The following is a 25663-nucleotide window of genomic DNA, read 5'->3' on the forward strand; positions in this document are numbered from 1 at the left end:
ATGCCAATTTCATTTCAGGGGCCCTCGCGGGGGGCTATTTTCCTGTGCGCTTCCATCGTGAGCGCGTGCGGTGGTTCAGGCGGCGGTTCTTCCGCGGTACAGGAGACGTCCTCAAGTGCCAGCTCAAGCCGTTCGATGTGGCCAGTGCGGACTACGCGGGCGCCGTCTTCTCGGTGGTCCAGGTGACCCGCCTTCGTGCGGTCTTCCCCGACGGCGTCTGCGACTGGACCAAGCCGGGCGTTGGCCAGAGCAGCACAACCTCCGGGCTGCTCGACTTCACCGAAGGATCCGGCGGCAAGCCGCTGCCGGCCGCACCTGTCTCGACGCCGCTATAGCCCGTATGAGCGAAGGTGCGACGAGGACGATCTCGCGCCGCCGCGATGGGCCGCGTCGCAATCGGCCGGCTCAAACACGTACATCGAACGGTCCCATTCACTTTTGGAGTTTTGAATGAGTAAGCAGGTCTTTGTCAGTGGAGTCGGCATGGTGCCGTTCTCCAAGCCTGGCAAGCATGAGCCGTATCCCCGAATGGCCGCGGCGGCAGTGGCGAGAGCGCTCGAAGATGCGGGAATCGGGTACGAGCAGGTGGAGCAGGCCTATGCCGGATACGTCTATGGTGATTCCGCCGCGGGTCAACGGGCGCTTTACGAAGTCGGCATGACCGGCATACCGATCATCAACGTCAACAACAACTGCGCCACGGGATCCACCGCCTTGTTTCTTGCGCGCCAGGCCATCGCCAGTGGCGCAGCGGATTGTGTGTTGGCCGTGGGATTCGAACACATGAACCCCGGGGCGCTTGGATCCGTTTTCACTGATCGCCCCAGCCCCTTCGACCGTTTTGACAAGGCAACGCAGGCGCTGGTAGGGCACAGCGAGATTCCACTTGCGTTGCGGTACTTCGGCGGCGCCGGCATCGCCCACATGCAGCAGTACGGCACCAGCCTCTCTACCTTCGCCAAGATCCGGGCCAAGGCGAGCCGGCATGCAGCCAACAACCCGATGGCGCTGTTCCGGAACGTGGTAAGCGAGGAAGAGGTACTTGCCGCACCGGTGCTCTGGGAGGGCGTGATGACCCGCCTGATGGCCTGTCCTCCGACCTGCGGTGCGGCTGCCGCAGTGCTCTGCAGCGAGTCGTTTGCGGCGCGACACGGCCTCGCACAAACCGTTCGCATTCGGGCGCAGGCGATGACCACCGATGGTCCGGCCACCTTCGGGGCCGGTGACATGCGGGAAGTCGTGGGCTTCGGCATGGCCAAGGCGGCGGCGCACAAGGTGTACGACGCGGCAGGTGTGGGACCTGAGAACATCGATGTGGTGGAACTGCACGACTGCTTCGCCCACAACGAGTTGATCAGCTATGAATCGCTCGGCCTGTGCCCCGAAGGTGGCGCCGAACAATTTGTCTGCGATGGCGACAACACCTATGGAGGGAGGGTGGTGACGAACCCCTCGGGCGGCCTGCTTTCCAAGGGTCATCCGCTGGGCGCCACGGGCCTTGCCCAGTGTACGGAGCTCGTCGAGCAACTCCGGGGCACTGCGGGTGCCCGGCAGGTCCAGGCGGCGCGGCTCGCGCTCCAGCACAACCTCGGGATAGGTGGTGCTTGCGTCGTCACCCTCTATGAACGCGTGTGAGAAACGTGCCCCACCCAAGGATGCCGCAGGGGCGGTGTATCTGCTTTTCCATGCGGATTCAACTGCGGTCGCGACACCATCGACCTGAGTGCCCCTCCTTCCAGAAGACAGACATTTCCAGATGCACAGCTTGAGAAGCATTCCCCTGCGAGAGCCTATCGCAGCCCTACCGAGAGACATCGTTCTCGAGACGCGGCGGCTGACCAAGGAATTTAGAGGCTTCACTGCGATCAGCAAGGTCGACCTGTCGGTGGTGCGCGGATCCATCCACGCGCTCATCGGTCCGAACGGTGCCGGCAAGACGACCTGCTTCAACCTGCTCACCAAGTTCCTCGAACCGACCACCGGCACGATCCTGTTCAACGGGCAGGACATCACCGGCGAGCGGCCCGCGCAGATCGCGCGGCGCGGCATCATCCGCTCGTTCCAGATCTCGGCCGTGTTCCCGCATCTCACGCTGCTCGAGAACGTGCGGCTGGGCCTGCAAAGGCGCCTCGGCACCTCGTACCACTTCTGGAAGAGCGAGAAGTCGCTCAAGCCATTGGATGCCAGAGCACGCGAGCTGCTGGCTGAAGTCGGCCTCGAAGAACTCGCCGACGAACAGACCGTGAACCTGCCCTACGGCCGCAAGCGCGCGCTCGAGATCGCGACCACGCTCGCAATGGAACCCGAGCTGATGCTGCTCGACGAACCTACGCAGGGCATGGGCCACGAAGACGTGCACCGCGTGGCCGAACTCATCAAGCGCGTGTCGGCCGGACGCACCATCCTGATGGTCGAACACAACATGAGCGTGGTCTCGACTATTGCCGACACCATCACCGTGCTGCAGCGCGGCGCCGTGCTGGCCGAAGGCCCGTACGCGGAAGTCTCGAAGAACCCGCAGGTGATGGAAGCCTACATGGGCACCACCGACGGCCAACTCCAAGGGGCCCACTGATGACCGCCGCATTGGAAATCAAGGGCCTTCAAGCCTGGTACGGCGAATCGCACGTGCTGCACGGCGTCGACATGGTCGTGCAGCCCGGTGAGGTCGTCACGCTGCTGGGACGCAACGGCGCGGGCCGCACCACCACGCTGCGGGCCATCATGGGCCTGACCGGCGCACGCAAGGGCAGCATCGAGGTCAATGGCAAAGAGACCATCGGCATGCCGACGCACCGCATTGCGCACCTGGGCATCGGCTATTGCCCTGAAGAGCGCGGCATCTTCGCCAGCCTCTCGTGCGAGGAAAACCTCCTGTTGCCGCCCGAACTCAAAGGCGCGGGGCAGGGCATGTCGGTCGAAGAGATCTACGCCATGTTCCCCAACCTGGCCGAGCGCCGCAACAGCCAGGGCACGCGCCTGTCGGGCGGCGAGCAGCAGATGCTGGCCGTGGCGCGCATCCTGCGCACGGGCGCCAAGCTGCTCTTGCTCGACGAGATTTCCGAAGGCCTGGCTCCCGTCATCGTGCAGGCGCTGGCCCGCATGATCACCACGCTGCGCTCCAAGGGCTACACCATCGTCATGGTCGAGCAGAACTTCCGCTTCGCGGCACCGCTGGCCGACCGCTTCTACGTCATGGAACACGGCCGCATCGTGGAGAAGTTCGGCGCCGCCGAACTCGAAGCCAAGATGCCGGTGCTCAGCGAGTTGCTTGGCGTCTGAATACGTCCTCCACATTCTTTCCGCTCAACCTCAGGAGACAACATGCAATCCAAACTCAAGATGATCGCCCTCATGCTCAGCGTCGCGGGCATCGCCTCCCATGCGGCGCACGCACAGGACAGGGTCAAGATCGGCTTCATCACCGATCTGTCAGGCTTCTACGCCGACGTCGAAGGAAAGAACGGCGCGCTGGCGATCCAGATGGCCATCGACGACTTCGGTGGCAAGGTCAATGGCATGCCCATCGAGCTGCTGCAGGCCGACCACCAGAACAAGGCCGACATCGCCGCTTCCAAGGCGCGCGAGTGGATCGATACGCAAGGGCTGACCATGCTCTTTGGTGGCGTTGGTTCAGGTACTGGCCTGGCCATGGCCAAGGTGGCGCAGGAGAAGAAGCGCGTCTTCATGGTGAATGGCGCGGGCAGCTCGGCGCTCACCAACGAGCAGTGCAGCCCTTACACCGTGCACTACGCCTACGACACCGTGGCGCTGGCCAAGGGCACCGGCAGCGCGGTGGTTGCGCGTGGCGACAAGAATTGGTATTTCCTGACAGCCGACTACGCTTTCGGCCAGGCGCTGGAGGCGGACGCCACCAAAGTGTTGAAGGAGAAGGGTGGCACCGTGGCTGGTAGCGTCAAACATGCGCCGAACACCTCAGACTTCTCGTCGTTCCTGCTGCAGGCACAGAACTCCAAGGCCCAGGTGCTGGCGCTGGCCAATGCAGGCGGCGACACCATCAACTCGATCAAGGCGGCCAAGGAATTCGGCATCACCAAGACCATGAAGATGGTCGGCCTGCTGGTGTTCGTGACCGACGTGCACAGCCTGGGCCTGAAGAACACCGAAGGCCTGCTGCTCACCACCAGCTGGGACTGGAACCTCGACGACAAGACGCGCGCCTTCGGCAAGCGCTTCTTCGAGAAGACCAAGCGCATGCCCACCGACATCCAGGCAGCCGACTACTCGGCCACCATGACCTACCTGAAGGCCGTGCAGGCTGCCAAGACGGTCGATGCCGACAAGGTGATGGAGACGATCAAGGCCACGCCCATCGACGACTTCTACGCAAAGGGCACCGTGCGCGCCGACGGCCGCTTCGTGCACGACATGTACCTGGTGCAGGTCAAGTCGCCGGCCGAATCCAAGCAGCCGTGGGACTACTACAAGGTAATCCAGAAGCTCAAGGGCGAAGAGGTCTTCACGACGAAGGCCGAGAGCAAGTGCGCCCTCTGGAAGTGATCCCCCCGCGGGCGCGCAGCCGCCCGGGTTCGTTGAAACGCTTATGACCATTTCCCTTCCCGCGCTTTTGAGCCAGCTCCTCCTGGGGCTGGTCAACGGCTCCTTCTACGCCATCCTGAGCCTCGGGCTGGCGGTGATCTTCGGCCTGCTCAACGTCATCAACTTCGCACATGGCGCGCTGTTCATGCTCGGCGCTGTCCTCACGTGGATGGCGATGGAGTACCTCGGCGTCAACTACTGGGTGATGCTGATTGCGGCGCCCGTCGTCATCGGCATCTTCGGCGTGCTCATCGAGCGCCTGCTGCTGCGCTGGATCTACAAGCTCGACCACCTCTACGGCCTGCTGCTCACGCTGGGGCTCACGCTGCTGATCGAGGGCGTGTTCCGCTCGATCTACGGCGTGTCGGGGCTGCCCTACGACGCGCCCGATGCGCTGTCGAGCGCCACCGACCTTGGCTTCATGGTGCTGCCGAACTACCGCGCCTGGGTGGTCGTCGCCTCGCTCGTGGTGTGCTTCGCCACCTGGTACGTGATCGAGAAGACGCGCCTGGGTGCCTACCTGCGCGCCGGCACCGAGAACCCGCGGCTCGTGGAAGCCTTCGGCGTCAACGTGCCGTTGATGATCACGCTGACCTACGCCTTCGGCTGCGCGCTCGCGGCCTTCGCAGGCGTGCTGGCCGCGCCGGTGATGCAGGTGTCGCCGCTGATGGGGCAGAACCTCATCATCGTGGTGTTCGCCGTGGTGGTGATCGGCGGGATGGGCTCCATCATGGGCGCCATCCTCACGGGCCTCGGGCTCGGTGTGATCGAAGGGCTCACCAAGGTTTTCTATCCCGAGGCATCGTCTACGGTTGTGTTCGTGATCATGGTCATCGTGCTGTTGATTCGCCCCGCCGGCCTGTTCGGCAAAGAGAAATAAGGCGAACGGCATGAACATGAAAAAAATCTCCACCGTCGTCTACGCCTTGCTGCTGGTCGCGCTGCTCCTGGCGCCATTCTTCGGCGCCTACCCGGTGTTCGTGATGAAGCTGATGTGCTTCGCGCTGTTCGCCGCGGCCTTCAACCTGCTGCTGGGCTTCACGGGCCTGCTGTCGTTCGGGCATGCGGCCTTCCTTGGTGGCTCCGCGTACGTTGCGGGCCATGCGATCAAGGTCTGGGGTCTCACGCCCGAACTGGGCCTGATCGCGGGCACGCTCACTGGCGCTTTCCTCGGCTGGCTCTTCGGCGTGCTGGCCATTCGCCGGCAGGGCATCTACTTCGCGATGATCACGCTGGCGCTCGCGCAGATGATGTTCTTCGTCGCGCTGCAGGCCAAGTTCACGGGCGGCGAAGACGGCCTGCAGGGCGTGCCGCGGGGCAAGCTGTTCGGCCTGATCGATCTGTCGAACGACCTCACGATGTACTACGTCGCGCTGGTCATCGTGGTCGCGGCCTTCCTGCTGATCGTGCGTACCATCCACTCGCCCTTCGGCCAGGTGCTCAAGGGCATCAAGGAGAACGAGCCGCGCGCGTTGTCGCTGGGCTACGACGTGAGCCGCTTCAAGCTGCTGGCCTTCGTGATCTCCGCGGCGCTGTCGGGCCTGGCCGGTTCGCTCAAGACGCTGGTGCTGGGCTTCGCCACGTTGTCGGACGTGCACTGGACCGCTTCGGGCCAGGTCATCTTGATGACGCTGGTGGGCGGCCTCGGCACGCTGTCAGGTCCGCTGGTGGGCTCGGCGGTGGTGGTGCTGCTGGAGAACAAGATCGGCGAACTCGGCAACTTCCTGGCGCGCATCACGACGATCGACTGGTTCAACACACTGGGCGAGTCGGTGACCATGGTCACGGGCCTGATCTTCGTGATCTGCGTGCTGGCCTTCCGCAAGGGGATCATGGGTGAGATCAATAGGGTCCTTGAGCGTTTGAAAGCCAAATAACACCGGATCGTCGGTTCAGCATTAACGAACACTTTTTAACGGGAACACAAATGAAAATTGAAGGCAAGGTATTCGTCGTGGCCGGGGGCGCTTCGGGCCTCGGCGAAGGCACGGCGCGCATGCTGGCTGCGAACGGCGGCAAGGTGGTGATCGCCGACATGCAGGCCGACAAGGGCGAAGCCGTCGCGCGTGACATCGGCGGCGTGTTCGTCCAATGCGACGTGAGCCAGGAGGCCGACGGCCAGGCGGCCGTGGCCGCCGCGCAAAAGCTCGGCAAGCTGGTGGGCCTGGTCAATTGCGCAGGCATCGCGCCGGCCGAGAAGACGGTCGGCAAGAACGGTCCCCACGCACTCGCCGTGTTCAGCAAGACCGTCACGGTCAACTTGATCGGCAGTTTCAACATGATCCGCGTCGCGGCCGACGCGATGAGCAAGAACGAGCCCGAAGCCACGGGCGAGCGCGGCGTGCTGATTTCCACCGCCTCTGTCGCAGCCTACGACGGGCAGATCGGCCAAGCGGCCTACAGCGCCTCCAAGGGCGGCGTGGTCGGCATGACGCTGCCCATCGCCCGCGACCTCGCGCGCAGCGGCATCCGCAACATGACCATCGCTCCCGGCATCTTCGGCACGCCCATGCTGTTCGGCATGCCTCAGGAAGTGCAGGACGCGCTGGCCGCCAGCGTGCCCTTCCCTTCCCGCCTGGGCACGCCCGAGGACTACGCCAAGCTGGCGAAGCACATCATCGAGAACGACATGCTCAACGGCGAGGTGATTCGTCTCGACGGAGCGATCCGGTTGCCGCCGAAGTAAATCCTCTCAGGTCATTCAAGGAAATCCAGTGTCCGAATCCATCGTCATCGTCGGCGCCGCCCGCACCCCCATGGGGGGCTTTCAAGGCGACTTTTCTTCCCTCTCCGCGCACGACCTCGGCGGCGCAGCCATCAAGGCCGCTGTCGAGCGCGCCGGCATCGCGCCCGAGAGCGTGGGCGAAGTGCTGTTCGGCAACTGCCTGATGGCAGGCCAGGGCCAGGCCCCGGCGCGCCAGGCGGCCTACAAGGGCGGCCTGCCCGACAGCGCAGGGGCAGTCACGCTCAGCAAGATGTGCGGCTCGGCCATGAAGGCCGCGATGCTCGCGCACGACCTGCTGCTGGCCGGCACGCACGACGTGATGGTGGCCGGCGGCATGGAAAGCATGACCAACGCGCCCTACCTCATGCTCAAGGGCCGCGGCGGCTACCGCATGGGCCACGACCGCATCTTCGACCACATGATGCTCGACGGCCTCGAAGACGCCTACCAGCCGGGCCGCTCGATGGGTACCTTCGGCGAAGACTGCGCGGCCAAGTACAAGTTCACGCGCGAGCAGCAGGATGCGTTTGCCATCGCCAGTGTCGAGCGCGCCAAGAAGGCCACCGACACCGGCCTCTTCAAGGACGAGATCGTGCCCGTCACGGTCAAGGGCCGCGGCGGCGACACCGTCATTTCGATCGACGAAGGCCCGGGCAAGGTCAAGCTCGACAAGATTCCCACGCTGAAGCCCGCGTTCAAGAAAGAAAACGGCACTATCACCGCCGCATCGAGCTCGTCGATCAACGACGGCGCGGCCGCGCTGATCATGATGACCGAGTCGCACGCGAAGAAGATCGGCGCCAGGCCCATCGCCCGCATCGTCGGCCACGCCACGCACGCGCAGCAGCCCGAGTGGTTCTCGACCGCGCCCGTGGGCGCCGTCGCCAAGCTGTTCCAGAAGACCGGCTGGAAGGTGAAAGACGTCGATCTGTGGGAAGTGAACGAAGCCTTCGCCGTGGTGCCGATGGCACTGATGCACGAGCTCGACGTGTCGCACGAGATCGTCAACGTGAACGGCGGCGCCTGCGCGCTGGGCCATCCGATCGGCGCCAGCGGCGCGCGCATCATGGTCACGCTGATCCATGCGCTGAAGGCGCGCGGCAAGAAGCGCGGCGTGGCCACCTTGTGCATCGGCGGGGGCGAAGGAACCGCCGTCGCTATCGAACTGGTGTGAGGACTGCATCATGTTGCTGAGTACTGACCAGGAAGCCATCCGCGACGCGGTGCGCGATTTCTCGCAAGCCGAACTCTGGCCACTTGCGCCCAAGTGGGACCGCGAGCACAGCTTTCCGAAGGAAGCCCACCAGGGCCTCGCGGCGCTGGGCGCCTACGGCATCTGCGTGCCCGAAGAGAACGGTGGCGCCGGCCTCGACTACCTCACTCTCGCGCTGGTGCTGGAAGAAATCGCTGCCGGCGACGGCGGCACCAGCACCGCCATCAGCGTGACCAACTGCCCGGTCAATGCCATCCTCATGCGCTACGGCAACGCGCAGCAGAAGAAGCAGTGGCTCGAACCGCTGGCGCAGGGCCAGATGCTCGGCGCCTTCTGTCTCACCGAGCCGCAGGCAGGCAGCGATGCCTCGAGCCTGCGCACCACGGCGCGCAGGGACGGCGACGCCTACGTGATCGACGGTGTGAAGCAGTTCATCACCAGCGGCAAGAACGGCCAGGTGGCCATCGTCATCGCGGTAACGGACAAGGGCGCGGGCAAGCGCGGCATGAGCGCGTTCATCGTGCCGACCGATGCGCCGGGCTACAACGTGGCGCGCCTCGAAGACAAGCTGGGCCAGCACAGCAGCGACACAGCGCAGATCAACTTCGACGGCTGCCGCATCCCGCGCGAGAACCTGATCGGCGCGGAAGGCGAGGGCTACAAGATCGCGCTCGGCGCGCTCGAAGGCGGCCGCATCGGCATTGCCGCGCAGAGCGTGGGCATGGCACGCAGCGCCTTCGACGTGGCGCTGGCCTATGCCAAGGAACGCCAGGCCTTTGGCGGCTCGATCTTCGACCAGCAGGCCGTGGGCTTTCGCCTGGCCGAATGCGCGACGCAGCTCGAGGCCGCGCGCCAGTTGATCTGGCATGCCGCGAGCCTGCGCGACGCCGGCTTGCCCTGCCTGAAGGAAGCCGCCATGGCCAAGCTGTTCGCCAGCGAGATGGCCGAGCGCGTGTGCAGCGCAGCCATCCAGACGCTGGGCGGCTACGGCTACGTGAACGACTTTCCGCTGGAGCGCATCTACCGCGACGTGCGCGTGTGCCAGATCTATGAAGGCACTTCGGACATCCAGAAGCTGCTGATTCAACGCGCGCTGGCGTGAGCGTCAGGGGGTGTCGGCCAAGGTGCGGTCGTGTTTTCCCTAGCGACCGCTCGGAATCGTCCGATGGGAGTGTCGCCCTGGACTTCTTAAAGTTGGCTTACCTCTTTCGAGGATGTCCCTTTGCTTTCCATGCTTCGAATGTCATACGTGCGTCGTCGATGGTTTAGCGAGAACCTCCATGGCAGATGGTAAGCAGCTGTTCGATAAAGAAACAAGTATGGAGACATCATGAACGGAAAAGCGATGCGGCTTTTAGCGATTTCGGCCGCCTTGGGTACTGGACTAGTAGGTGGTTGCGGTGGGTCTGACAACCACGGCGTCACGTTTGCCCCCGTGCAGGGCATTGCACCTTCCGATGGTGCACCTCCCGCGCAGAGCGGCCCACCGGTAGTCTCCATCTTGTCGAGTCGCACGGACATGGTGAGTGGTGGAAGCGCGCTTGTCCAAGTCACTGTGCCGGCCGACACCGACCTCACGGCGCTAAAGGTCGCTGTGAACCAGGTTGTACAACCTGCCGTGTTGAGCAAAGTCGGCGATCGAACTGCGATAGGACTGATCACCGGGCTCTCCATGGGCGACAACATCATCGATGTGAGCGCAGGAGGTCAATCGGGCTCCGTCAAAATCCAGAATCACGATATCAACGGGCCCATCTTCTCAGGGCCTCATCAAAAACCCTGGGTGTGCCAAACGGCATCATTCAAGCTGCCGGATGGATCAACTCTCGGCGATCCCGTGGATGAAAACTGCAACGCGCCAACCAAGGTGCTCTATCTGTATCTCCCAAAGGGCCAGGCCACTTGGAAGGTGTTGCCATCAGCACTGCCGGCAGATGTGCAGACAACCACGACCAGCGACGGGCGTACGGTTAATCTGATCGTACGTCACGAAACGGGAACACTGAACCGTGGGATCTACCAAATGGCCGTGTTGTTCGACCCCACCGTCGAGGGCACACCCGCTCCTGTGAAGAGCTATGCCGGATGGAACAAGAAGGCTGTTTTCGTCTTCGGTGGATCTACTGGAGCTGGTTATACGCAAGGCACCAGCACAGGTTTATCACCCGTCAGTGGTGTCTTGGAAACAGCCATACTCTCCCGCGGCTTTGCCGTGCTTGGGTCGACGCTTGACGTGTTTGGCACCAATGCGAACGACGTGCTTGGCGCAGAGACTGCGGCGATGGTGAAGGAGCGGTTCATCAAAACATATGGCGTGCCGATGTACTTGATGGGCTGGGGGCTGTCAGGCGGCTCCATTTTGCAGCGCGGGATCGCCAACAACTACCCGGGAATTCTCGACGGAATCGCGCCTGGTGAATCCTTTTCGGATCTTGTCTCCGTGATGCCCTCTGCAATGGACTGTCCGCTGCTTGATCGTGCCTTTACCAACAGCTCTTCTCTGGCTTGGTCGGACGCCCAAAAGACAGCCGTATCGGGATATGGGACTTGGAAAACCTGTACCAACGCATGGCAGGCAAGCTATGCACCTGGACTCGTTACTGCGAAGCGAACAGCTTATCCACCGATTGTTTATGGCGGCAACACATATGAGCTAAACAATTGCTCATTGGCAATTCCCGCATCTGAACTCTATGACCCTGCCACAAACCCAGCTGGGGCACGCTGTACCGTCTATGACACCCAGAAAAACATGCTTGGCATAGATCCGGCCGACGGATTTGCGTATCGGCCGTTGGACAATGAAGGCGTGCAATACGGCCTGAGCGCATTCCAGGCGGGAGACATCACTGCAGAGCAGTTTGTTCAACTCAATGAGTTTGTTGGGGGCTACGACAAGGACGGAAACCTGCAGTCCGCTCGAATGACGGCGCCCGCTGCAGCACTGAACGCCGCCTTTGCGAACGGTCGAGTGAATCAGATGGAGAATCTTTCGGGAATTCCGATTCTGGATTGGCGAAACTACACCGATCTCGCTGGCGATGTCCATGACAGCGTGCGATCGCTCGTTTCGAGGGCACGCCTTGAAAGAGCCGGTTCGGTGGGGAATCAGGTGATCTATCGCGGACCGGCGATTACGCAACCGCTGATGGACGAAGTTTTGACTCGTATGGATCAGTGGCTCACGAGCATCAAGTCAGATACAGCCTCTTACTCATCGCAGGCAGCCAAAGTTCTCGCCAACAAACCCTCTGGGCTCGAGGACACCTGTTTTGATTCCACTGGGACGCCAATTGCAGAGCACGCCGATATCAGTAACTCCGGCATGTGTGGAACGCTCTACCCATTCCATCGCAATCCACGGCTAGTCGCTGGTGCGCCGCTGACCGATGATGTTTTGAAATGTCAGCTCAGGCCGATCCAGCGCTCCGATTACCCTGCATCATTGTCGGACGCACAACTGGTCCGGTTAAGCGCGGTGTTCTCGACCGGTGTTTGCGACTACCAAAAGCCAAGCGTTGGCGCTACTTCGCTTGGTGGTACATGGCTCTCCTATTCGGACGGCCGCGGAAGCGCCATAAAGTAGACCTCACGTTGTGGGCCGATTGGCCTACAACGCGTTCATTTTGGGGAGCCTTGCGCGTGGCTGCAGGTTGGCACCCGGGACCGCTCCAGTTGTAGCCGGCATGCAACTGTTCCCATAGCGGCTTCATGATGCATCATGTGATGCTTCCGGCTTGGTAGAGTAGGGTTGTCCGCCCCACGCCACCCTGAGCATCATGACCGCTACTTTTGCCGGAGGCTGCCACTGTGGCAATGTCGCCATCGAAGTCGAAGGCGCCATCAATGGTGCTCTGGCCTGCAACTGCTCCATGTGCGCAAGAAGAGCTTCGCTCCTGTGGTTTGTCCCGCGCACCAGTCTTCGGCTAAAGACTCCAGACGAAGCGGCAGGCACCTACCAGTTCAACAAACATGTCATCAAGCATCGCTTCTGCCCTAAGTGCGGAATTCATGTCTTTGGCGAAGGCACAGATCCCAAAGGCAACGCCGTCGCCGCTGTGAATCTTCGGTGCATAGAGAACATTGACCTCGCGACGATCCCAGTTCAAAACTTCGATGGCCGGGCAATGTGACTCTCAACCCCTCCATGAAGGAGACGTTCAGGGACAAGCCGCGGGCCGATCCTTACGTTGAACGTCCTTGCGAGCAGGTACAACAGTACAACTGTACAGCCGCTTGCAAGCCTTGTCGCCGGGAAATCGAGTGCCGGGCTCAGTGCACCAGGCCGTTGCGTACGGCGTACATCACGAGTTCAGCGGTGCCCGCTACGCCCAGCTTCTCCAACAGATTCGTTCGATGTGTGCTGACGGTTTTCACGCTGATCAGCATTTCCTCCCCGATCTCTGTGACGGACATACCCTTGACGATCATCAGCATGATCTGGTGCTCGCGGACCGAAAGCCGCTGGTGAGGAGGCCGGTCGTCGATGCCGCGCATCCGGTCTCTGACGAGCGGCGCCGCGCGCGCGCTCAAATAGCTACCGCCGCCGGCTGCTTCGCGAATGGCACGGATCAATTCCGCAGGCTCCGAGTCCTTCTGAAGGTAACCGCTGGCGCCAGCCTTCACTGCAACCATTGCATACTGTTCTTCCGGGTACATGGACAGCACCAGGACCGGTGGGCAATGTGGGAGCGCGCGCATCGACGCAAGAACATCCAGGCCGCTGCGTCCCTCCATGTTGATGTCCAAGAGGACCACATCGCATGAGTGCGAGCGAAGTTCTTCAAGCGCCTCTGCTCCATTGCGGGCCTCGGCTGTCACGCGCACGTCGGCCTCGTCAAGGAGCAGCCGCTGAACCCCCGAGCGGAAGATGGTGTGGTCGTCGACCACCAGAACTCGGATCATGGGTGTATCGATTTCACAAGAGTGGTACACGAAGCAGGAGCCGGGCGCCATTGCCGGGAGAGCTGATGATGTCCAACTGCCCTCCCACTTCGCGCGCTCGCTCCGTCATGCTCAACAGACCGAGAGATCGACGGTCCTGCATGGCAGGTACGAATCCGCGGCCGTCGTCGCATAGTTCCATCTCTAGCCACTCGCTCTGTTGCGAGAGACTGACCTTGACGAATCTTGCGTTGGCATGCCGTGCTACGTTGGTCAAGCCCTCCTGGAAGATCCGATAGACCGCATTGGCCCTTTTGGGTGGAAGACGCAGCGATATGGCTTCGCATCGCAACGAATGGATCACTCCGGAGCGCTCGGAGAATTGCTCCAGATCACGCGTGATCGCAGGACCCAGGCCGACGTGATCCAGCGCACTGGGCCGCAGGGATTCGGAGATCGCCTTGACGTTCTCGATGGTTTTTTGCGCTAGATCCAGCACGTTCAGAGTCATGTCCCGAAGTTCGTCTGTGTCAACGCGACGCAGGATGCGGGTCGCGTCCATCTTCAGGGCCGTCAACATGCCGCCCAGTTCGTCATGCACGTCGCGCGCAAAACTGAGGCGTTGATCCTCCAGCTTGCGGCTGGTATAGGCAAGCAGTTCCTGCAACTGTTCGCGCGAGCGCCGCAGTGCCTCGTCTTGTTCAACCCGTTCCGACATGTCGATGCCCACGCCGCCGACCGCAGGCCGTCCCTGATAGATCATGAAGGAGCCGTGGATCTCTATATGCACGATATGACCGTCACGATGCACGCCACGCGAAAGGAATCGCATGCTGTGGATCTCTCCGTTGAGGCGTCGGTAGTAGCCTTCCCGAACGCGCTCGTACACGTCCGGTGCGCACAACTGCTTCAGAGTCATGTTCACAAGCTCTTCCGGCGTGTACCCGATCATGTTGGCCCACGTCTTGTTCGAGTAGACGAAGCGCTCATCCTGCAACACATAGATGCCCGCCAGCGACTGCTCGATCATCGCCTGGAATGGCACGTTGGGTGAAGGGTCGATGAGGGAGTCCGACATACCTCAATCATAGAAATTTGAGGCGCCAGTCCTGCCGTGTTTTCCCTAGCGTCCGCTCGGAATCGTCCGATGGGCGCGGCGCGCCAGGCTCCTTAAAGTTCGACCACATCTTCCGAGGAGTCTCTGTGCGTTCTGTCCTGAAAACCGTTGCTGTTTCTGTCATCGTTGCCGTGTCGGGCGTGGCGTACGCCCAGAAGGGCGAGACCGTCCGCATCGCGTTCATGGATCCGTTGTCGGGGCCCTTTGCCAATGTCGGCCAGAACCTGCTCAAAAGCTGGCAGTTCGCCGCGTCCCACTATTCCGGGAAAAACCCGGCCGGAGTTAATTTCGAAGTTGTCGGCTTCGACAACAAGGGGTCTCCGCAGGAGAGCCTGAACACCGTCAGATCAGCTATCGACCAGGGCTTTAGCTACATTGTTCAGGGCAATGGGTCAGGTGCCGCGGCGGCGATCATTGATGCAGTCGCTAAACACAATGATCGAAATCCTGGCAAAGAGGTCGTGTATCTGAACTACGCAGCTGTCGACCCAGCCCTCACCAACGAGAAGTGCAACTTCTGGCACTTCCGCCTGTACCCGGACACTTCCATGCACATGGAAGCGCTGACTGCGTTCATGAAAGATCAGGCCAGTGTCAAGAAGGTATTCTTGATCAACCAGAATTACTCTCACGGACAGCAAGTCGCCTCGTACTTCAAGACGGCCATCGAGCGCAATCGGCCTGACGTGAAGATCGTTGGTGAAGACCTGGTTCCGATCGGCCAGGTGAAGGACTTCGCCCCGTACGCGGCCAAGATCAAGCAATCGGGTGCGGACACCATCGTCACTGGCAATTGGGGGCAGGACCTGACGCTGCTGGTCAAGGCGATCAACGAAGCCGGCTTGAAGGTTCCCATGTACACGTACTACGCGGAAACGACTGGTACCCCTACGGTGCTGGCTGCCGGTGGTGAGAGCGAGGTCTACGTCATCACTCTCGGTCATTCCAACCCGGAGGGAGAGCTGGGTCAGATCAGGTCGGAGTTCAAGAAGAAATTCAACGATGACTTCTACATGTCCGCAAGCGCCACCGGGATTCAACTGCTGGGCGCTGCAATGGCCAAAGCTCAGTCCACCAACCCCGTCAAGGTGGCCAGGGCAATGGAAGGCTTGTCGATCAAGGGCTTCTCAGGTGATGTGCAAATGCGCGCTGCGGATCATCAACTCCAGCAACCCATGTTCATCACCAAGTGGCAGAAGAACGATAAGCAACACCCCTATAGCGTCGAGAACACCGGCTACGGCTTTGTACCGGTCAAGCAGCTGGATTCGAAGGTCTCCAGTACGCCCACCAGTTGCCAGATGAGGCGCCCGTCAGCAGGCTGAGCTTCGCGTCTGGACTGAGCAGGGGGCCGTCAGGTATCCCTGCGTTTCGATAGACGGGCTGCGCCCGTCGTGCCAATTTATGCAGACCAAGGTGGGTCATGGAGTTTTTCGTCATCTCGCTTCTGAACGGCGTGAGTTACGGGTTGCTGCTGTTCATGCTGAGCTCCGGGCTGACGCTGATTTTCAGCATGATGGGTGTGCTCAATTTTGCGCACGCCAGTTTCTACATGCTGGGAGCGTATTTCGCATACACGCTGTCGGGCGTCATCGGTTTCTGGCCGACGCTGGTCGTTGCGCCGCTGGTGGTGTTCGCACTGGGTGCGGCCTTCGAGCGTTTCAGCCTGCGGCGCGTGCACAGGTTCGGCCATGTGCCCGAGCTTCTGGTGACCTTCGGCCTGTCGTACCTGATCCTCGAAGTGGTTCAGCTTCTCTGGGGCCGTTCGCCGGTGCCCTATGGCTTGCCTCAGGCGCTGCAGGGTTCGCTTTTCACGCTCTACGGCATTCAGTTTCCTCGGTCCCGCTCCTTCGTCATGCTGGTGGCGCTGCTGATGTTGCTCTCGGTCTGGCTGTTGCTCACTCGCACCCGCATCGGGCTGGTGATCCAGGCCGCGCTCAAACATCCCGAGATGGTCGAGGCACTGGGTCACAACGTGCCGCGCGTCTTCATGCTGGTTTTCGGTGGTGGCGCAGCCCTCGCTGGCCTGGCTGGCGTGATCGGCGGAAATACATACGTGACCGAACCGGCGATGGCCGCGTCGGTTGGCTCGATCATCTTCGTGGTTGTTGTTGTCGGCGGCATGGGATCGCTGGCCGGTGCTTTTTTGGCGTCGCTGCTGATCGGGATCATCCAGACCTTCGCGGTCGCGATGGACCATTCGGTCGCCACTGGCCTGCGCGCGCTTGGCGTTGCAGTCAGCGAACAGACCTTCGGCTATGAGCTGCTCAAGCTCACGATCTCGCAGGTTGCGCCAATCCTTCCCTACCTGTTTCTCGTGCTGATCCTGATCTTCCGTCCCAAGGGGCTGCTGGGCACCCGCGAGGACTAGACGTGACGAACCCCGCCATTCACATGAACGCCGCTTCCCCGACGCCAGCCTCTTTGCGCTACAGCCGTCTCAAGCCTTGGAACATTGCCCGTCTTCTCATTTGGTCGCTGTTCGCCGTCGCGCTGATCGCTGCGCCGCACGTATTCCGCAGCAGCCTGGCGTTGACGATGCTCTCGCAGATTGGCTACATGATCATCATCTGTCTGAGCTACAACATTCTTCTCGGGCAGGGCGGTATGTTGAGTTTCGGCCACGCGGTCTACACCGGCCTCGGCTCTTTCGTTGCGGTCCATGCGATGAATCTCGCGACCAACGGCAGCCTGCCCGTTCCCCTGGTGCTGATCCCGCTGGTCGGTGGTCTCGCGGGTCTGTTTTTCGCCTTCTTGTTCGGCTACGTCAGCACCAAGAAATCGGGCACGACCTTCGCGATGATCACGCTCGGCCTGGGTGAGCTCGTCGCGTCGATGGCGTTGATGTTTCCGAGCTTCTTCGGCGGCGAGGGGGGCGTGACCACCAACCGCGTGTACGGAACGCCTTTCTTCGGCGTGACCTTCGGGCCTCAGTTGCAGGTGTACTACCTGATCGCCGCGTACTGCTTCGTCTGCACCGCGCTGATGTATGCCTTCACCGGAACGCCGCTCGGACGCATGCTGAACGCGGTGCGCGACAACCCGGAGAGGGTCGAGTTCATCGGCTACAACACACAGCGCGTGCGCTACTTCGCCTTCATCATTGCGGGCTTCTTTGCCGGTGTCGGTGGTGGGCTGGCTGCCGTCAATTTCGAGATCGTGAACGCGGTGGACAGTCTCAACGGCGTGCGTTCGGGCAGCTACCTGCTGTTCACTTTCCTCGGTGGCGCGACCTTCTTCTTCGGACCGATCATCGGCGCGGTGCTGCTGGTGTTCGCCTCGGTGATGCTGTCGGAACTCAGCAAGGCTTGGCTGCTGTACCTCGGACTGGTGTTCCTGTTCATGGTGATGTTCGCACCGGGTGGCGTGGCGAGCCTGGTCATGATGAATCTGCGCGTCGCCAAGTTCGACCGCTTCAAGCCGTTCTGGTGGCTCTACCTGGGCCTGCTCTCGAGCGGTGCGGTATTCGCGGGCAGCGCGGCGGCCCTCGTCGAGATGATCTATCACATGCAGCTCGATGCAGCGCAGGGGCCGCAACTGCCTTTCCTGGGCTTCACGCTCGATACATCTAATCCAGTGTGCTGGTTGGCCTCGGCCGCACTACTGATCGTCGGCGGTGCGCTGTTGGAGATCGCGCGGCGCCGCTTCGTGCGCACTTGGGGATACGCACAGGAGCTCATCGAAGCCGAGATCAAGCGCCGGGAGGCTGCGTGAGCGGCGGCAACAGCATGACCTCTGCACTCGAACTCAAGAACCTGCGCAAGAATTTCGGCAAGACCGAAATCATCCGCGGCGTGGACCTGGCGGTGAACGCCGGGGAGCGCGTGGCCATCATCGGCCCGAACGGAGCGGGCAAGTCGACGCTGTTCAACCTGATCAGCGGGCGGCTCACGCCCACCAGCGGCGAGGTGCTGCTCAACGGCCAGCGCATCGACGGCATGAAGCCGTACGAGATCAACCGCATGGGGCTGTCGCGCAGCTTCCAGATCACCAACATCTTCCCGAAGCTCACCGTCTTCGAGAACCTGCGCTGCGGCGTGCTGTGGAGCCTGGGCTACAAATACACCTTCCTGCGCTTTCTCTCGAACCTCGACGACGCCAACGAGCGCACCGAAGAGCTCATCAAGCAGATCGGCCTGGAGAAGAAGCGCGACGTGCATGCGGTGAACCTCACCTACGCCGAGCAGCGTGCGCTGGAAATCGGCGTGACCATTGCGGGCGGCGCCAGCGTCATCCTGCTGGACGAGCCCACGGCGGGCATGAGCAAGACCGAAACCTCGCACTTCATCTCGCTCATCAAGCACGTCACCGTCGGCAAGACACTGCTGACGGTGGAGCACGACATGGGCGTGGTCTTCGGGCTGGCCGACAAGATCGCGGTGGTGGTGTACGGCGAAGTCATTGCCTTCGACACGCCTGCTGCCGTTCGCGCGAATGCGCGCGTGCAGGAGGCCTACCTCGGCTCGTCGGTCGCGGATGCACAAGGGGCGGGACACTGACATGCTGAAGCTCAAAGACATCCACGCCTACTACGGCAAGAGCCACGTGCTGCACGGCGTTTCGTTCGACGTGAACCCCGGCGAAATCGTCGCGCTACTGGGCCGCAACGGCTCAGGCCGCTCGACTACCGCCAAAGCCATCATGGGCCTGGTGCATGCCGAGGGCTGCCTGCACTGGAAGGGGCAGGACATCCTGCGTCGCAAAGCCTACGAGATCGCCCATTTCGGCATCGGCTACGTGCCAGAGAACCGCGACATCTTCCCCAAGCTCACGGTGCACCAGAACCTGCTGCTGGGGCAGAAGGGCTCGGGCAAGGGCAGCCGCTGGTCGTTCGACGACATGTACGGCATGTTCCCGCGCCTGAAGGAGCGCCAGCACACCGAAGCGGGCGTGCTCTCGGGCGGCGAGCAGCAGATGCTCACGCTGTGCCGCACGCTGATGGGTGACCCCGACCTCATCATCATTGACGAGCCCACCGAAGGCCTCGCGCCCAAGATCGTCGAGCTGGTGGGGCAGTACCTGCGCACGCTGAAGGACAAGGGCATCTCGGTGCTGCTGATCGAGCAGAAGCTCACCATTGCCATGCAGATCTCCGATCGCGCGCTCGTCATGGGCCACGGCAGCATCGTGTTCGACGGGACGCCGGACAGCCTCCGTGCCGACGGCGCCACCCGCAAGGAATGGCTTGAAGTTTGACCGTCGTCGCCAAGCTTGGCTCACTCTCACTTAACCGCACACATTTACCAAGGATTTCTAGATGAGCAATCAGGTCTTCGTTACCGGCGTCGGCATGGTGCCGTTCGCCAAGCCCAGCATGCATGAGCCATACCCTCAGATGGCGAAAAAGGCGGTGAATCTGGCGCTGACGGACGCCGGGATTGCTTACGAACAGATCGAGCAGGCCTATGCCGGATACGTGTATGGCGACTCGACTGCAGGACAACGTGCGCTCTATGAGGTCGGCATGACCGGTATCCCCATCGTCAACGTAAACAACAATTGCGCGACCGGATCCACTGCGTTGTTCCTGGCGCGCCAGGCGGTGGCCAGTGGCGCCGCGGAATGCGTGCTGGCCTTGGGGTTCGAGCACATGAACCCCGGAGCACTCGGAACCGTCTTCACTGACCGGCCAAGTCCTTTCGACCGGTTCGACGAGGCAACCGATGAACTGGTTGGCCGACGCGAAATACCGCTGGCACTGCGCTACTTCGGAGGTGCAGGATTCGCGCACATGCAGCAGTACGGCACGCGACTCTCCACCTTCGCGAAGATTCGAGCTAAAGCCAGCCGTCATGCGGCCAACAATCCATTGGCTTTGTTCCGGAATGTGGTGACGGAAAACGACGTCCTTAATGCTCCAATTCTGTGGCCCGGTGTCATGACCCGCCTCATGGCTTGTCCGCCTACCTGCGGCGCGGCCGCCGCTGTTCTGTGCAGTAAGGGGTTTGCCGAGCGCCATGGTCTGAATCGGGATGTCCGTATCCGCGCGCAGGCCATGACCACAGATGGCCCCGCGACCTTTGGTGCAGACGACATGCGTGAGGTGGTGGGCTTCGGAATGGCCAAAGCGGCCGTACAGAAGGTGTACGAACTGGGAGGTGTCGGTCCCGACGACATCGACGTGGTCGAACTTCATGATTGCTTTGCGCATAACGAATTGATCAGCTATGAGGCCCTCGGTCTCTGCCCCGAAGGCGGCGCCGAGCAATTCGTCTGCGATGGAGACAACACCTACGGCGGCAAGGTAGTGACCAATCCCTCAGGCGGCTTGCTCTCCAAGGGCCACCCGCTCGGCGCCACCGGACTTGCCCAGTGCACCGAACTGGTTCAGCAGTTGCGAGGCACAGCCGGAGCACGGCAAGTAGAAAACGCGCGGCTCGCGCTCCAGCACAACCTTGGAGTGGGCGGCGCCTGTGTGGTGACTCTTTACGAACGCGCCTGAGAGGCGCATTCAAGAAAAAAGAAAAATGCAGATCGACGGCAAGGTTTTTATCGTGGCCGGGGGCGCTTCGGGCCTCGGCGAAGGCACGGCGCGCATGCTGGCTGCGAACGGCGCCAAGGTGGTGATCGCCGACATGCAGGCCGACAAGGGCGAAGCCGTCGCGCGTGACATCGGCGGCGTGTTCGTCCAATGCGACGTGAGCCAGGAGGCCGACGGCCAGGCGGCCGTGGCCGCCGCGCAAAAGCTCGGCAAGCTGGTGGGTCTGGTCAATTGCGCAGGCATCGCGCCGGCCGAGAAGACGGTCGGCAAGAACGGTCCCCACGCACTCGCCGTGTTCAGCAAGACCGTCACGGTCAACTTGATCGGCAGTTTCAACATGATCCGCGTCGCGGCCGACGCGATGAGCAAGAACGAGCCCGAAGCCACCGGCGAGCGCGGCGTGCTGATTTCGACTGCTTCGGTCGCGGCCTACGACGGCCAGATCGGCCAGGCCGCCTACAGCGCCTCCAAGGGTGGCGTGGTCGGCATGACGCTCCCCATTGCCCGCGACCTGGCGCGCAACGGCATCCGCAACATGACCATCGCCCCCGGCATCTTCGGCACGCCCATGCTCTTCGGCATGCCTCAGGAAGTGCAGGACGCGCTGGCCGCCAGCGTGCCTTTCCCGTCGCGCCTCGGCACGCCCGAGGACTACGCCAAGCTGGCGAAGCACATCATCGAGAACGACATGCTCAACGGCGAGGTGATTCGTCTCGACGGAGCGATCCGGTTGCCGCCAAGATAGTTGGCACTCCCTGCCGGATCCCACATTTCCGATCGCCAGTTGCAGGCCTATCCAAGGTGCATTGGTACGTCGCCCAGATAACGTCAAAGGAATTTCATGAGTACTCTCAAAGGCAAGGTTGCGATAGTCACTGGAGCTGGCAGCGGCCTCGGGCGCGCACACGCGCTGGCGCTCGCAAAGCATGGCGCTCTCGTCGTAGTGAACGACCTTGGTGGTGACCGTCCGGGCTCGGGGGCGGAGACGGTCGCCAACGAAATTCGCGAGGCAGGCGGACGGGCGCTGATCAATGGCGCAGACGTGACCGACCACGGGCAAGTCACGATGATGGTCGAGCAGGCCATCGCCGAGTGGGGCCACGTCGACATACTGGTCAACAACGCAGGCATTCTGCGTGACAAGTCTTTTGCGAAGATGACCATTGAGGATTTTCGACTTGTGGTCGAAGTCCATCTCATGGGCTCTGTCAATTGCACCAAGGCCGTTTGGGATCACATGCGATCTCAGAACTACGGGCGCATCGTGATGACTACTTCATCGGCTGGGCTCTACGGTAATTTTGGTCAAGCCAACTACGCCGCATCGAAGATGGCTCTGGTCGGATTGATGCAAACCCTTTCGATTGAGGGAGCGAAGAACAACGTGAAAGTGAACTGCCTCGCTCCGACGGCGGCAACTGCAATGACGGCGCAGATGTGGCCACCTGCGGCGCTCGCCAGGCTATCGCCGGAGTCGGTAAGTCCGGGGCTCGTCGCACTCGTCTGCGAAGACGCTCCGACAAGAACCATCCTGCTTGCTGGAGCAGGCAGTTTCGAATGCGCCCACATCACGATGACACATGGGGTCCATATCGGTGGGCAAGACAGTGCGGCGGTGGCTGTCCTTGCCAGGCTCGATGAGATCAAGGACCGCAGCGCCGAGGTTGTCCCCGCAAACGCATTGGAACAGTCCCACCTCGAGATGTCGAAAGCGGGGTTGCTCGCCTCTCTCTAGATGGCTTTGCAAAGTAACTGAATATCAAGCGCGAAACTGCCATTGATTCCATTGCCCGCACCTCTGTCTATATGAACCAAAGACCCTGGATCTCTTCGTACGGCGCGATTCCGGCAGAGATCGACTCTCATCGCTACGCCTGCGTCCCCCAACTGCTGGATGAGGCCGTTCAACGATACGGCGATCGGACAGCCTTTCACTCCTTCGGTAAAAGCATCAGTTTCAACGATGTCGACCGTCTTTCCTCTCATCTCGCTGCGTACTTGCAGAACGTGGCCCATGTGAAGAAAGGAGATCGTGTTGCGGTCATGCTTCCGAATATTCCGGCATTTCCAGTGGCCTTCATGGCCATCACGCGCATAGGCGCAATTCAGGTCAACGTGAACCCGCTCTATACATCGCGTGAGTTGGAGCATCAGATCAATGACTCTGGAGCGGACGTGATCGTCATCATCGACAGTGCGATCCCGAGGCTGGCGGAGGTGATTGAAAACACCTGCATCCACGTCGTCCTCGACGTTTGCTTGAAGGACTGCACGGGCGTGCACCTGTCTGAACCGGAAAGGGTCGGCATTTTGAGCGGCGCCGTAGCACTAGCGGAGGCGATAAAGCAGGGGAGCGGCATGAGCATCGCTCCAGTACCGTTGGACGGTGAAGATCTGATGATCCTTCAGTACACCGGCGGCACTACAGGCCCCTCGAAAGGCGCGGCCCTGTCGCATCGCAATTTGATCGCGAATATCGAGCAGTTCAGGGCTTTCATGCACGGCGCCATGCGTCCTGGTCAAGAGGTCGTGGCGACGGTTATCCCGATGTACCACATCTTCGCGCTGATGGTGAACTTTCTCAGCTATTTCTCGGTCGGTGCCGAGAATTGGCTCGTGACCGACGCTCGCGATCTCGACTGTGTAGTCGACACATTGAAAGAGGCGCGCCCCACTGTGCTCACCGGCGTGAATACGCTCTACACCGCCCTGATGAACCATCCTGGCTTCGCCGAAGTGGATTGGTCGTCTTTGCGCATGACTGTGGGCGGCGGTGCGGCAGTCCTGAGAAGCACATCTGACCGGTGGAAGGCCGCTACGGGTTGCTTTATCTTGGAGGGATACGGGCTCTCCGAAACGTCACCGGTGATTACGGTTAATCCGTTTTCGACCTTGGAGTTCTCCGGGGCCACCGGCATGCCGGTGCCCTCAACTGAAGTGAAGCTCCTGGATGCCCAAGACCTTGAGGTTTCTCTCGGCGAGGCTGGTGAAGTTTGCGTCAAGGGGCCGCAGGTGATGCGAGGCTACTGGCAGAAGCCGAAGGAAAACGCCTTGGCGTTTACGCCAGACGGCTACTTTCGCACTGGCGACATGGGTGTGTTTGACGAGAGGGGGTTTCTGCGAATCGTCGATCGCAAGAAAGACATGGTCCTCGTATCCGGTTTCAACGTGTACCCCAATGAGATCGAGGCAGTAGCTTCTGCCTGTCCTGGTGTCGTGGAGTGCGCATGTGTAGGGGTTCCGGATGACAGGACGGGGGAGGCCCTGATGCTCTACGCAGTGCGGCAGACCGAATCTCAGTTGTCGATGCACGATCTGGTCACACATTGCCGCAAGCAACTGGCGCCATACAAGGTGCCGAAGCGGGTCGTTTTCGTCGAGGTACTTCCGAAGTCGACAGTCGGAAAGATTTTGCGGCGCGAACTTCGTCAATCTGCCTGATTGCTATTGGCGTAATGTCGAATCCGTGTCGATTTGTCTTGCCGTATTAACGGATTTCGCAGCGCAATTTTTCAACCTCGTTTCGAGCGATAGGTGAATGCACCTAATGCAGTTGAGCGCTCTGACGTCGATAGAACAGAACCACGCCGCCGACCGATTCGCCGCGCTTAGTGAGATCGAAGCTCTTGTCGATGTCTTCCAGCGGCATGGTGTGCGTGGTCAGGTCGTCGATGTTGATCTTGTTCTCCATGTACCAGTCGACGATCTTCGGCAAGGCCGTCTCGACCTCGTCATCGAAACCAACTCACCACGCGTCAATCGCGGTCTTGGTGGCGGATGGGGATATCGGATCTTAGTCGGAGCGAAATCCGAACAAGCGAGCGGGGTTGTCGACCAGCACACGATGGCGCAATGATTCCTCGGGGGCCCACTTCCCCACAAGGCCGAAGTTTCGGAGATCGTCTTCCGTACGGAATGGCTCCAAGTCGGTCGAACGGTAGTTTGCGGGCCGGGCGGAGCCTCCGGTATGCGGCCAATCGCTGCCCCACACGATCCGATCCGGCGAGGTGGCGATCATGGCTTTTGCAATCGCCGTGACGTCGGCATAGTCAGGCGAGGCACTCGAGATCTGATAGGGCCCAGACAGTTTCATCCAGATGTTAGGGCTTGCGATGAGTTCCAGCAGTGCAGAGAAGCCCGCCTTCTCCGGATCGCTTCCAGTTCTCGCCAAGCCGAAATGATCGATCAGCACCGTGTGATGCAGAGTCCGAAGCGTTGGCGCGCAGGCCAGAAGCACCGGCATAGCAGCGTAGACCTGGATCAGAAGCGGAGAGCCGCCAAGCGCCTCAGCGGTCGCGCTGAGCCGTCTCAAGGCGTCTGTCGCATCGGCGCCCTTCGACACCTCGATATTCATGCGGACGCCTCGCACGCCGGCAGCGAACATGTCGTCGAGTTGATCGCGACCAAACGTCTGGTCAATGACTGCGACACCCCGGGCACGATCACCCAAGCGCTTCAGAGCGTCCAGCATGCAATCGTTGTCGGTCCCATACACGCTGGGTTGCACCAGAACGACTTGATCGATTCCAAGGCTTGCATGCATCTCCTTCAGCTGCGAAACAGTGGCTGGTGGAGGCGTATAGCGCCGCGCAGCCGCGTAAGGGAACCGCCCAGGATCGAAGACGTGGACATGACAATCAGTCGAGCGCGCCGGAGCGTTGCGCATATGAGGAGACATCGATA

The 25663-nt window shown here is 61.3% G+C and carries 25 protein-coding genes; 21 read left to right on the plus strand and 4 right to left on the minus strand.

Annotated elements, in window-relative coordinates; translation table 11 throughout:
- Positions 1 to 137 precede the first annotated feature (137 nt).
- The 12 genes from ACTG4X_RS04705 to ACTG4X_RS04760 all read left to right on the plus strand — a co-directional run bounded on the left by ACTG4X_RS04705 (position 138) and on the right by ACTG4X_RS04760 (position 12631).
- Positions 138 to 335: a DUF6351 family protein gene (locus ACTG4X_RS04705; RefSeq protein WP_093210026.1), complete on the plus strand. Its 198-nt coding sequence runs from the start codon at positions 138 to 140 to the stop codon at positions 333 to 335.
- A gap of 115 nt (positions 336 to 450) precedes the next feature.
- Complete coding sequence (locus ACTG4X_RS04710; protein ID WP_007831553.1) at positions 451 to 1635, plus strand: lipid-transfer protein; 1185 nt, start codon at positions 451 to 453, stop codon at positions 1633 to 1635.
- 121 nt (positions 1636 to 1756) lie between these two features.
- Complete coding sequence (locus tag ACTG4X_RS04715; RefSeq protein ID WP_093210027.1) at positions 1757 to 2575, plus strand: ABC transporter ATP-binding protein; 819 nt, start codon at positions 1757 to 1759, stop codon at positions 2573 to 2575.
- Positions 2575 to 3282 carry an ABC transporter ATP-binding protein gene (locus tag ACTG4X_RS04720; protein ID WP_097200338.1) on the plus strand — a complete coding sequence of 236 codons (708 nt, stop codon included), beginning with the start codon at positions 2575 to 2577 and terminating at the stop codon, positions 3280 to 3282. Before ACTG4X_RS04715 ends, ACTG4X_RS04720 begins: the two co-directional genes overlap by 1 nt.
- Before the next feature lie 42 nt (positions 3283 to 3324).
- Complete coding sequence (locus tag ACTG4X_RS04725; RefSeq protein ID WP_093210030.1) at positions 3325 to 4521, plus strand: ABC transporter substrate-binding protein; 1197 nt, start codon at positions 3325 to 3327, stop codon at positions 4519 to 4521.
- Between the two features lie 43 nt (positions 4522 to 4564).
- A complete protein-coding gene (locus ACTG4X_RS04730; RefSeq protein WP_093057828.1) occupies positions 4565 to 5440 on the plus strand; it encodes a branched-chain amino acid ABC transporter permease in 876 nt (291 codons plus the stop codon).
- A gap of 10 nt (positions 5441 to 5450) precedes the next feature.
- Entirely contained in the window at positions 5451 to 6437 is a 987-nt protein-coding gene (locus ACTG4X_RS04735) for a branched-chain amino acid ABC transporter permease (RefSeq protein WP_177213804.1), read from the plus strand.
- A 50-nt stretch (positions 6438 to 6487) separates the two neighbouring features.
- Entirely contained in the window at positions 6488 to 7246 is a 759-nt protein-coding gene (locus ACTG4X_RS04740; RefSeq protein WP_097200336.1) for a 3-hydroxyacyl-CoA dehydrogenase, read from the plus strand.
- A gap of 28 nt (positions 7247 to 7274) precedes the next feature.
- Positions 7275 to 8459, plus strand: coding sequence for an acetyl-CoA C-acyltransferase (locus ACTG4X_RS04745; protein ID WP_093210089.1), 1185 nt, complete (start codon positions 7275 to 7277; stop codon positions 8457 to 8459).
- A 10-nt stretch (positions 8460 to 8469) separates the two neighbouring features.
- A complete protein-coding gene (locus ACTG4X_RS04750) occupies positions 8470 to 9600 on the plus strand; it encodes an acyl-CoA dehydrogenase family protein (RefSeq protein WP_440533316.1) in 1131 nt (376 codons plus the stop codon).
- Positions 9601 to 9828: 228 nt separating this feature from the next.
- A complete protein-coding gene (locus ACTG4X_RS04755; protein ID WP_143080842.1) occupies positions 9829 to 12084 on the plus strand; it encodes a DUF6351 family protein in 2256 nt (751 codons plus the stop codon).
- A 193-nt stretch (positions 12085 to 12277) separates the two neighbouring features.
- Positions 12278 to 12631, plus strand: a complete 354-nt coding sequence (locus ACTG4X_RS04760) for a GFA family protein (protein ID WP_081502655.1) — start codon at positions 12278 to 12280, stop codon at positions 12629 to 12631.
- Positions 12632 to 12770: 139 nt separating this feature from the next.
- On the opposite strand, the gene ACTG4X_RS04765 is transcribed toward ACTG4X_RS04760, so the two are convergent.
- Together ACTG4X_RS04765 and ACTG4X_RS04770 are read right to left on the minus strand one after the other, a co-directional pair.
- Positions 12771 to 13403 carry a response regulator gene (locus ACTG4X_RS04765; protein WP_042673361.1) on the minus strand — a complete coding sequence of 211 codons (633 nt, stop codon included), beginning with the start codon at positions 13401 to 13403 and terminating at the stop codon, positions 12771 to 12773.
- A 13-nt stretch (positions 13404 to 13416) separates the two neighbouring features.
- Complete coding sequence (locus tag ACTG4X_RS04770) at positions 13417 to 14460, minus strand: PAS domain-containing sensor histidine kinase (RefSeq protein WP_093210086.1); 1044 nt, start codon at positions 14458 to 14460, stop codon at positions 13417 to 13419.
- A 125-nt stretch (positions 14461 to 14585) separates the two neighbouring features.
- On the opposite strand from ACTG4X_RS04770, the gene ACTG4X_RS04775 reads away from it, so the two are divergent.
- From ACTG4X_RS04775 to ACTG4X_RS04815, 9 genes are all read left to right on the plus strand, one after another.
- Positions 14586 to 15824 (plus strand): branched-chain amino acid ABC transporter substrate-binding protein, encoded by a 1239-nt coding sequence (locus ACTG4X_RS04775; protein ID WP_007833169.1) that lies wholly within the window; start codon positions 14586 to 14588, stop codon positions 15822 to 15824.
- A gap of 98 nt (positions 15825 to 15922) precedes the next feature.
- Positions 15923 to 16870, plus strand: coding sequence for a branched-chain amino acid ABC transporter permease (locus ACTG4X_RS04780; protein ID WP_007833170.1), 948 nt, complete (start codon positions 15923 to 15925; stop codon positions 16868 to 16870).
- Positions 16871 to 16893: 23 nt separating this feature from the next.
- The gene (locus ACTG4X_RS04785; protein WP_097200333.1) at positions 16894 to 18213 is read left to right on the plus strand and encodes a branched-chain amino acid ABC transporter permease; all 1320 of its coding nucleotides are present in this window, start codon (positions 16894 to 16896) and stop codon (positions 18211 to 18213) included.
- Positions 18214 to 18227: 14 nt separating this feature from the next.
- Positions 18228 to 18998: an ABC transporter ATP-binding protein gene (locus tag ACTG4X_RS04790; RefSeq protein WP_440533317.1), complete on the plus strand. Its 771-nt coding sequence runs from the start codon at positions 18228 to 18230 to the stop codon at positions 18996 to 18998.
- A 1-nt stretch (position 18999) separates the two neighbouring features.
- Positions 19000 to 19695 (plus strand): ABC transporter ATP-binding protein, encoded by a 696-nt coding sequence (locus ACTG4X_RS04795; protein ID WP_093210083.1) that lies wholly within the window; start codon positions 19000 to 19002, stop codon positions 19693 to 19695.
- Positions 19696 to 19756: 61 nt separating this feature from the next.
- A complete protein-coding gene (locus ACTG4X_RS04800; RefSeq protein ID WP_093210081.1) occupies positions 19757 to 20941 on the plus strand; it encodes a lipid-transfer protein in 1185 nt (394 codons plus the stop codon).
- A 25-nt stretch (positions 20942 to 20966) separates the two neighbouring features.
- The gene (locus ACTG4X_RS04805; RefSeq protein WP_440533318.1) at positions 20967 to 21725 is read left to right on the plus strand and encodes a 3-hydroxyacyl-CoA dehydrogenase; all 759 of its coding nucleotides are present in this window, start codon (positions 20967 to 20969) and stop codon (positions 21723 to 21725) included.
- 96 nt (positions 21726 to 21821) lie between these two features.
- A complete protein-coding gene (locus ACTG4X_RS04810; RefSeq protein ID WP_440533319.1) occupies positions 21822 to 22715 on the plus strand; it encodes an SDR family NAD(P)-dependent oxidoreductase in 894 nt (297 codons plus the stop codon).
- A 71-nt stretch (positions 22716 to 22786) separates the two neighbouring features.
- Entirely contained in the window at positions 22787 to 24421 is a 1635-nt protein-coding gene (locus tag ACTG4X_RS04815) for an AMP-binding protein (protein ID WP_440533320.1), read from the plus strand.
- A gap of 103 nt (positions 24422 to 24524) precedes the next feature.
- Here the strand turns inward: ACTG4X_RS04815 and ACTG4X_RS04820 are convergent, their stop codons facing one another.
- A complete protein-coding gene (locus tag ACTG4X_RS04820; protein WP_440533321.1) occupies positions 24525 to 24695 on the minus strand; it encodes a hypothetical protein in 171 nt (56 codons plus the stop codon).
- Between the two features lie 78 nt (positions 24696 to 24773).
- The gene (locus ACTG4X_RS04825; protein WP_157632302.1) at positions 24774 to 25646 is read right to left on the minus strand and encodes an amidohydrolase family protein; all 873 of its coding nucleotides are present in this window, start codon (positions 25644 to 25646) and stop codon (positions 24774 to 24776) included.
- Positions 25647 to 25663 lie beyond the last annotated feature (17 nt).

Source organism: Variovorax sp. YR566, assembly GCF_051992195.1.
Taxonomy (GTDB): Bacteria; Pseudomonadota; Gammaproteobacteria; order Burkholderiales; family Burkholderiaceae_C; genus Variovorax.

What these genes read in the sequence shown, in the direction of transcription:
- ACTG4X_RS04770 (WP_093210086.1), bottom strand. Translation starts at nt 14,460, where the DNA reads ATGTCGGACTCCCTCATCGACCCTTCACCCAACGTGCCATTCCAGGCG.
- ACTG4X_RS04710 (WP_007831553.1), top strand. Translation starts at nt 451, where the DNA reads ATGAGTAAGCAGGTCTTTGTCAGTGGAGTCGGCATGGTGCCGTTCTCC.
- ACTG4X_RS04780 (WP_007833170.1), top strand. Translation starts at nt 15,923, where the DNA reads ATGGAGTTTTTCGTCATCTCGCTTCTGAACGGCGTGAGTTACGGGTTG.
- ACTG4X_RS04815 (WP_440533320.1), top strand. Translation starts at nt 22,787, where the DNA reads ATGAACCAAAGACCCTGGATCTCTTCGTACGGCGCGATTCCGGCAGAG.
- ACTG4X_RS04795 (WP_093210083.1), top strand. Translation starts at nt 19,000, where the DNA reads ATGCTGAAGCTCAAAGACATCCACGCCTACTACGGCAAGAGCCACGTG.
- ACTG4X_RS04785 (WP_097200333.1), top strand. Translation starts at nt 16,894, where the DNA reads ATGAACGCCGCTTCCCCGACGCCAGCCTCTTTGCGCTACAGCCGTCTC.
- ACTG4X_RS04825 (WP_157632302.1), bottom strand. Translation starts at nt 25,646, where the DNA reads ATGCGCAACGCTCCGGCGCGCTCGACTGATTGTCATGTCCACGTCTTC.
- ACTG4X_RS04725 (WP_093210030.1), top strand. Translation starts at nt 3,325, where the DNA reads ATGCAATCCAAACTCAAGATGATCGCCCTCATGCTCAGCGTCGCGGGC.
- ACTG4X_RS04715 (WP_093210027.1), top strand. Translation starts at nt 1,757, where the DNA reads ATGCACAGCTTGAGAAGCATTCCCCTGCGAGAGCCTATCGCAGCCCTA.
- ACTG4X_RS04760 (WP_081502655.1), top strand. Translation starts at nt 12,278, where the DNA reads ATGACCGCTACTTTTGCCGGAGGCTGCCACTGTGGCAATGTCGCCATC.
- ACTG4X_RS04740 (WP_097200336.1), top strand. Translation starts at nt 6,488, where the DNA reads ATGAAAATTGAAGGCAAGGTATTCGTCGTGGCCGGGGGCGCTTCGGGC.
- ACTG4X_RS04720 (WP_097200338.1), top strand. Translation starts at nt 2,575, where the DNA reads ATGACCGCCGCATTGGAAATCAAGGGCCTTCAAGCCTGGTACGGCGAA.
- ACTG4X_RS04765 (WP_042673361.1), bottom strand. Translation starts at nt 13,403, where the DNA reads ATGATCCGAGTTCTGGTGGTCGACGACCACACCATCTTCCGCTCGGGG.
- ACTG4X_RS04800 (WP_093210081.1), top strand. Translation starts at nt 19,757, where the DNA reads ATGAGCAATCAGGTCTTCGTTACCGGCGTCGGCATGGTGCCGTTCGCC.
- ACTG4X_RS04750 (WP_440533316.1), top strand. Translation starts at nt 8,470, where the DNA reads ATGTTGCTGAGTACTGACCAGGAAGCCATCCGCGACGCGGTGCGCGAT.
- ACTG4X_RS04810 (WP_440533319.1), top strand. Translation starts at nt 21,822, where the DNA reads ATGAGTACTCTCAAAGGCAAGGTTGCGATAGTCACTGGAGCTGGCAGC.
- ACTG4X_RS04790 (WP_440533317.1), top strand. Translation starts at nt 18,228, where the DNA reads ATGACCTCTGCACTCGAACTCAAGAACCTGCGCAAGAATTTCGGCAAG.
- ACTG4X_RS04735 (WP_177213804.1), top strand. Translation starts at nt 5,451, where the DNA reads ATGAACATGAAAAAAATCTCCACCGTCGTCTACGCCTTGCTGCTGGTC.
- ACTG4X_RS04805 (WP_440533318.1), top strand. Translation starts at nt 20,967, where the DNA reads ATGCAGATCGACGGCAAGGTTTTTATCGTGGCCGGGGGCGCTTCGGGC.
- ACTG4X_RS04730 (WP_093057828.1), top strand. Translation starts at nt 4,565, where the DNA reads ATGACCATTTCCCTTCCCGCGCTTTTGAGCCAGCTCCTCCTGGGGCTG.
- ACTG4X_RS04755 (WP_143080842.1), top strand. Translation starts at nt 9,829, where the DNA reads ATGAACGGAAAAGCGATGCGGCTTTTAGCGATTTCGGCCGCCTTGGGT.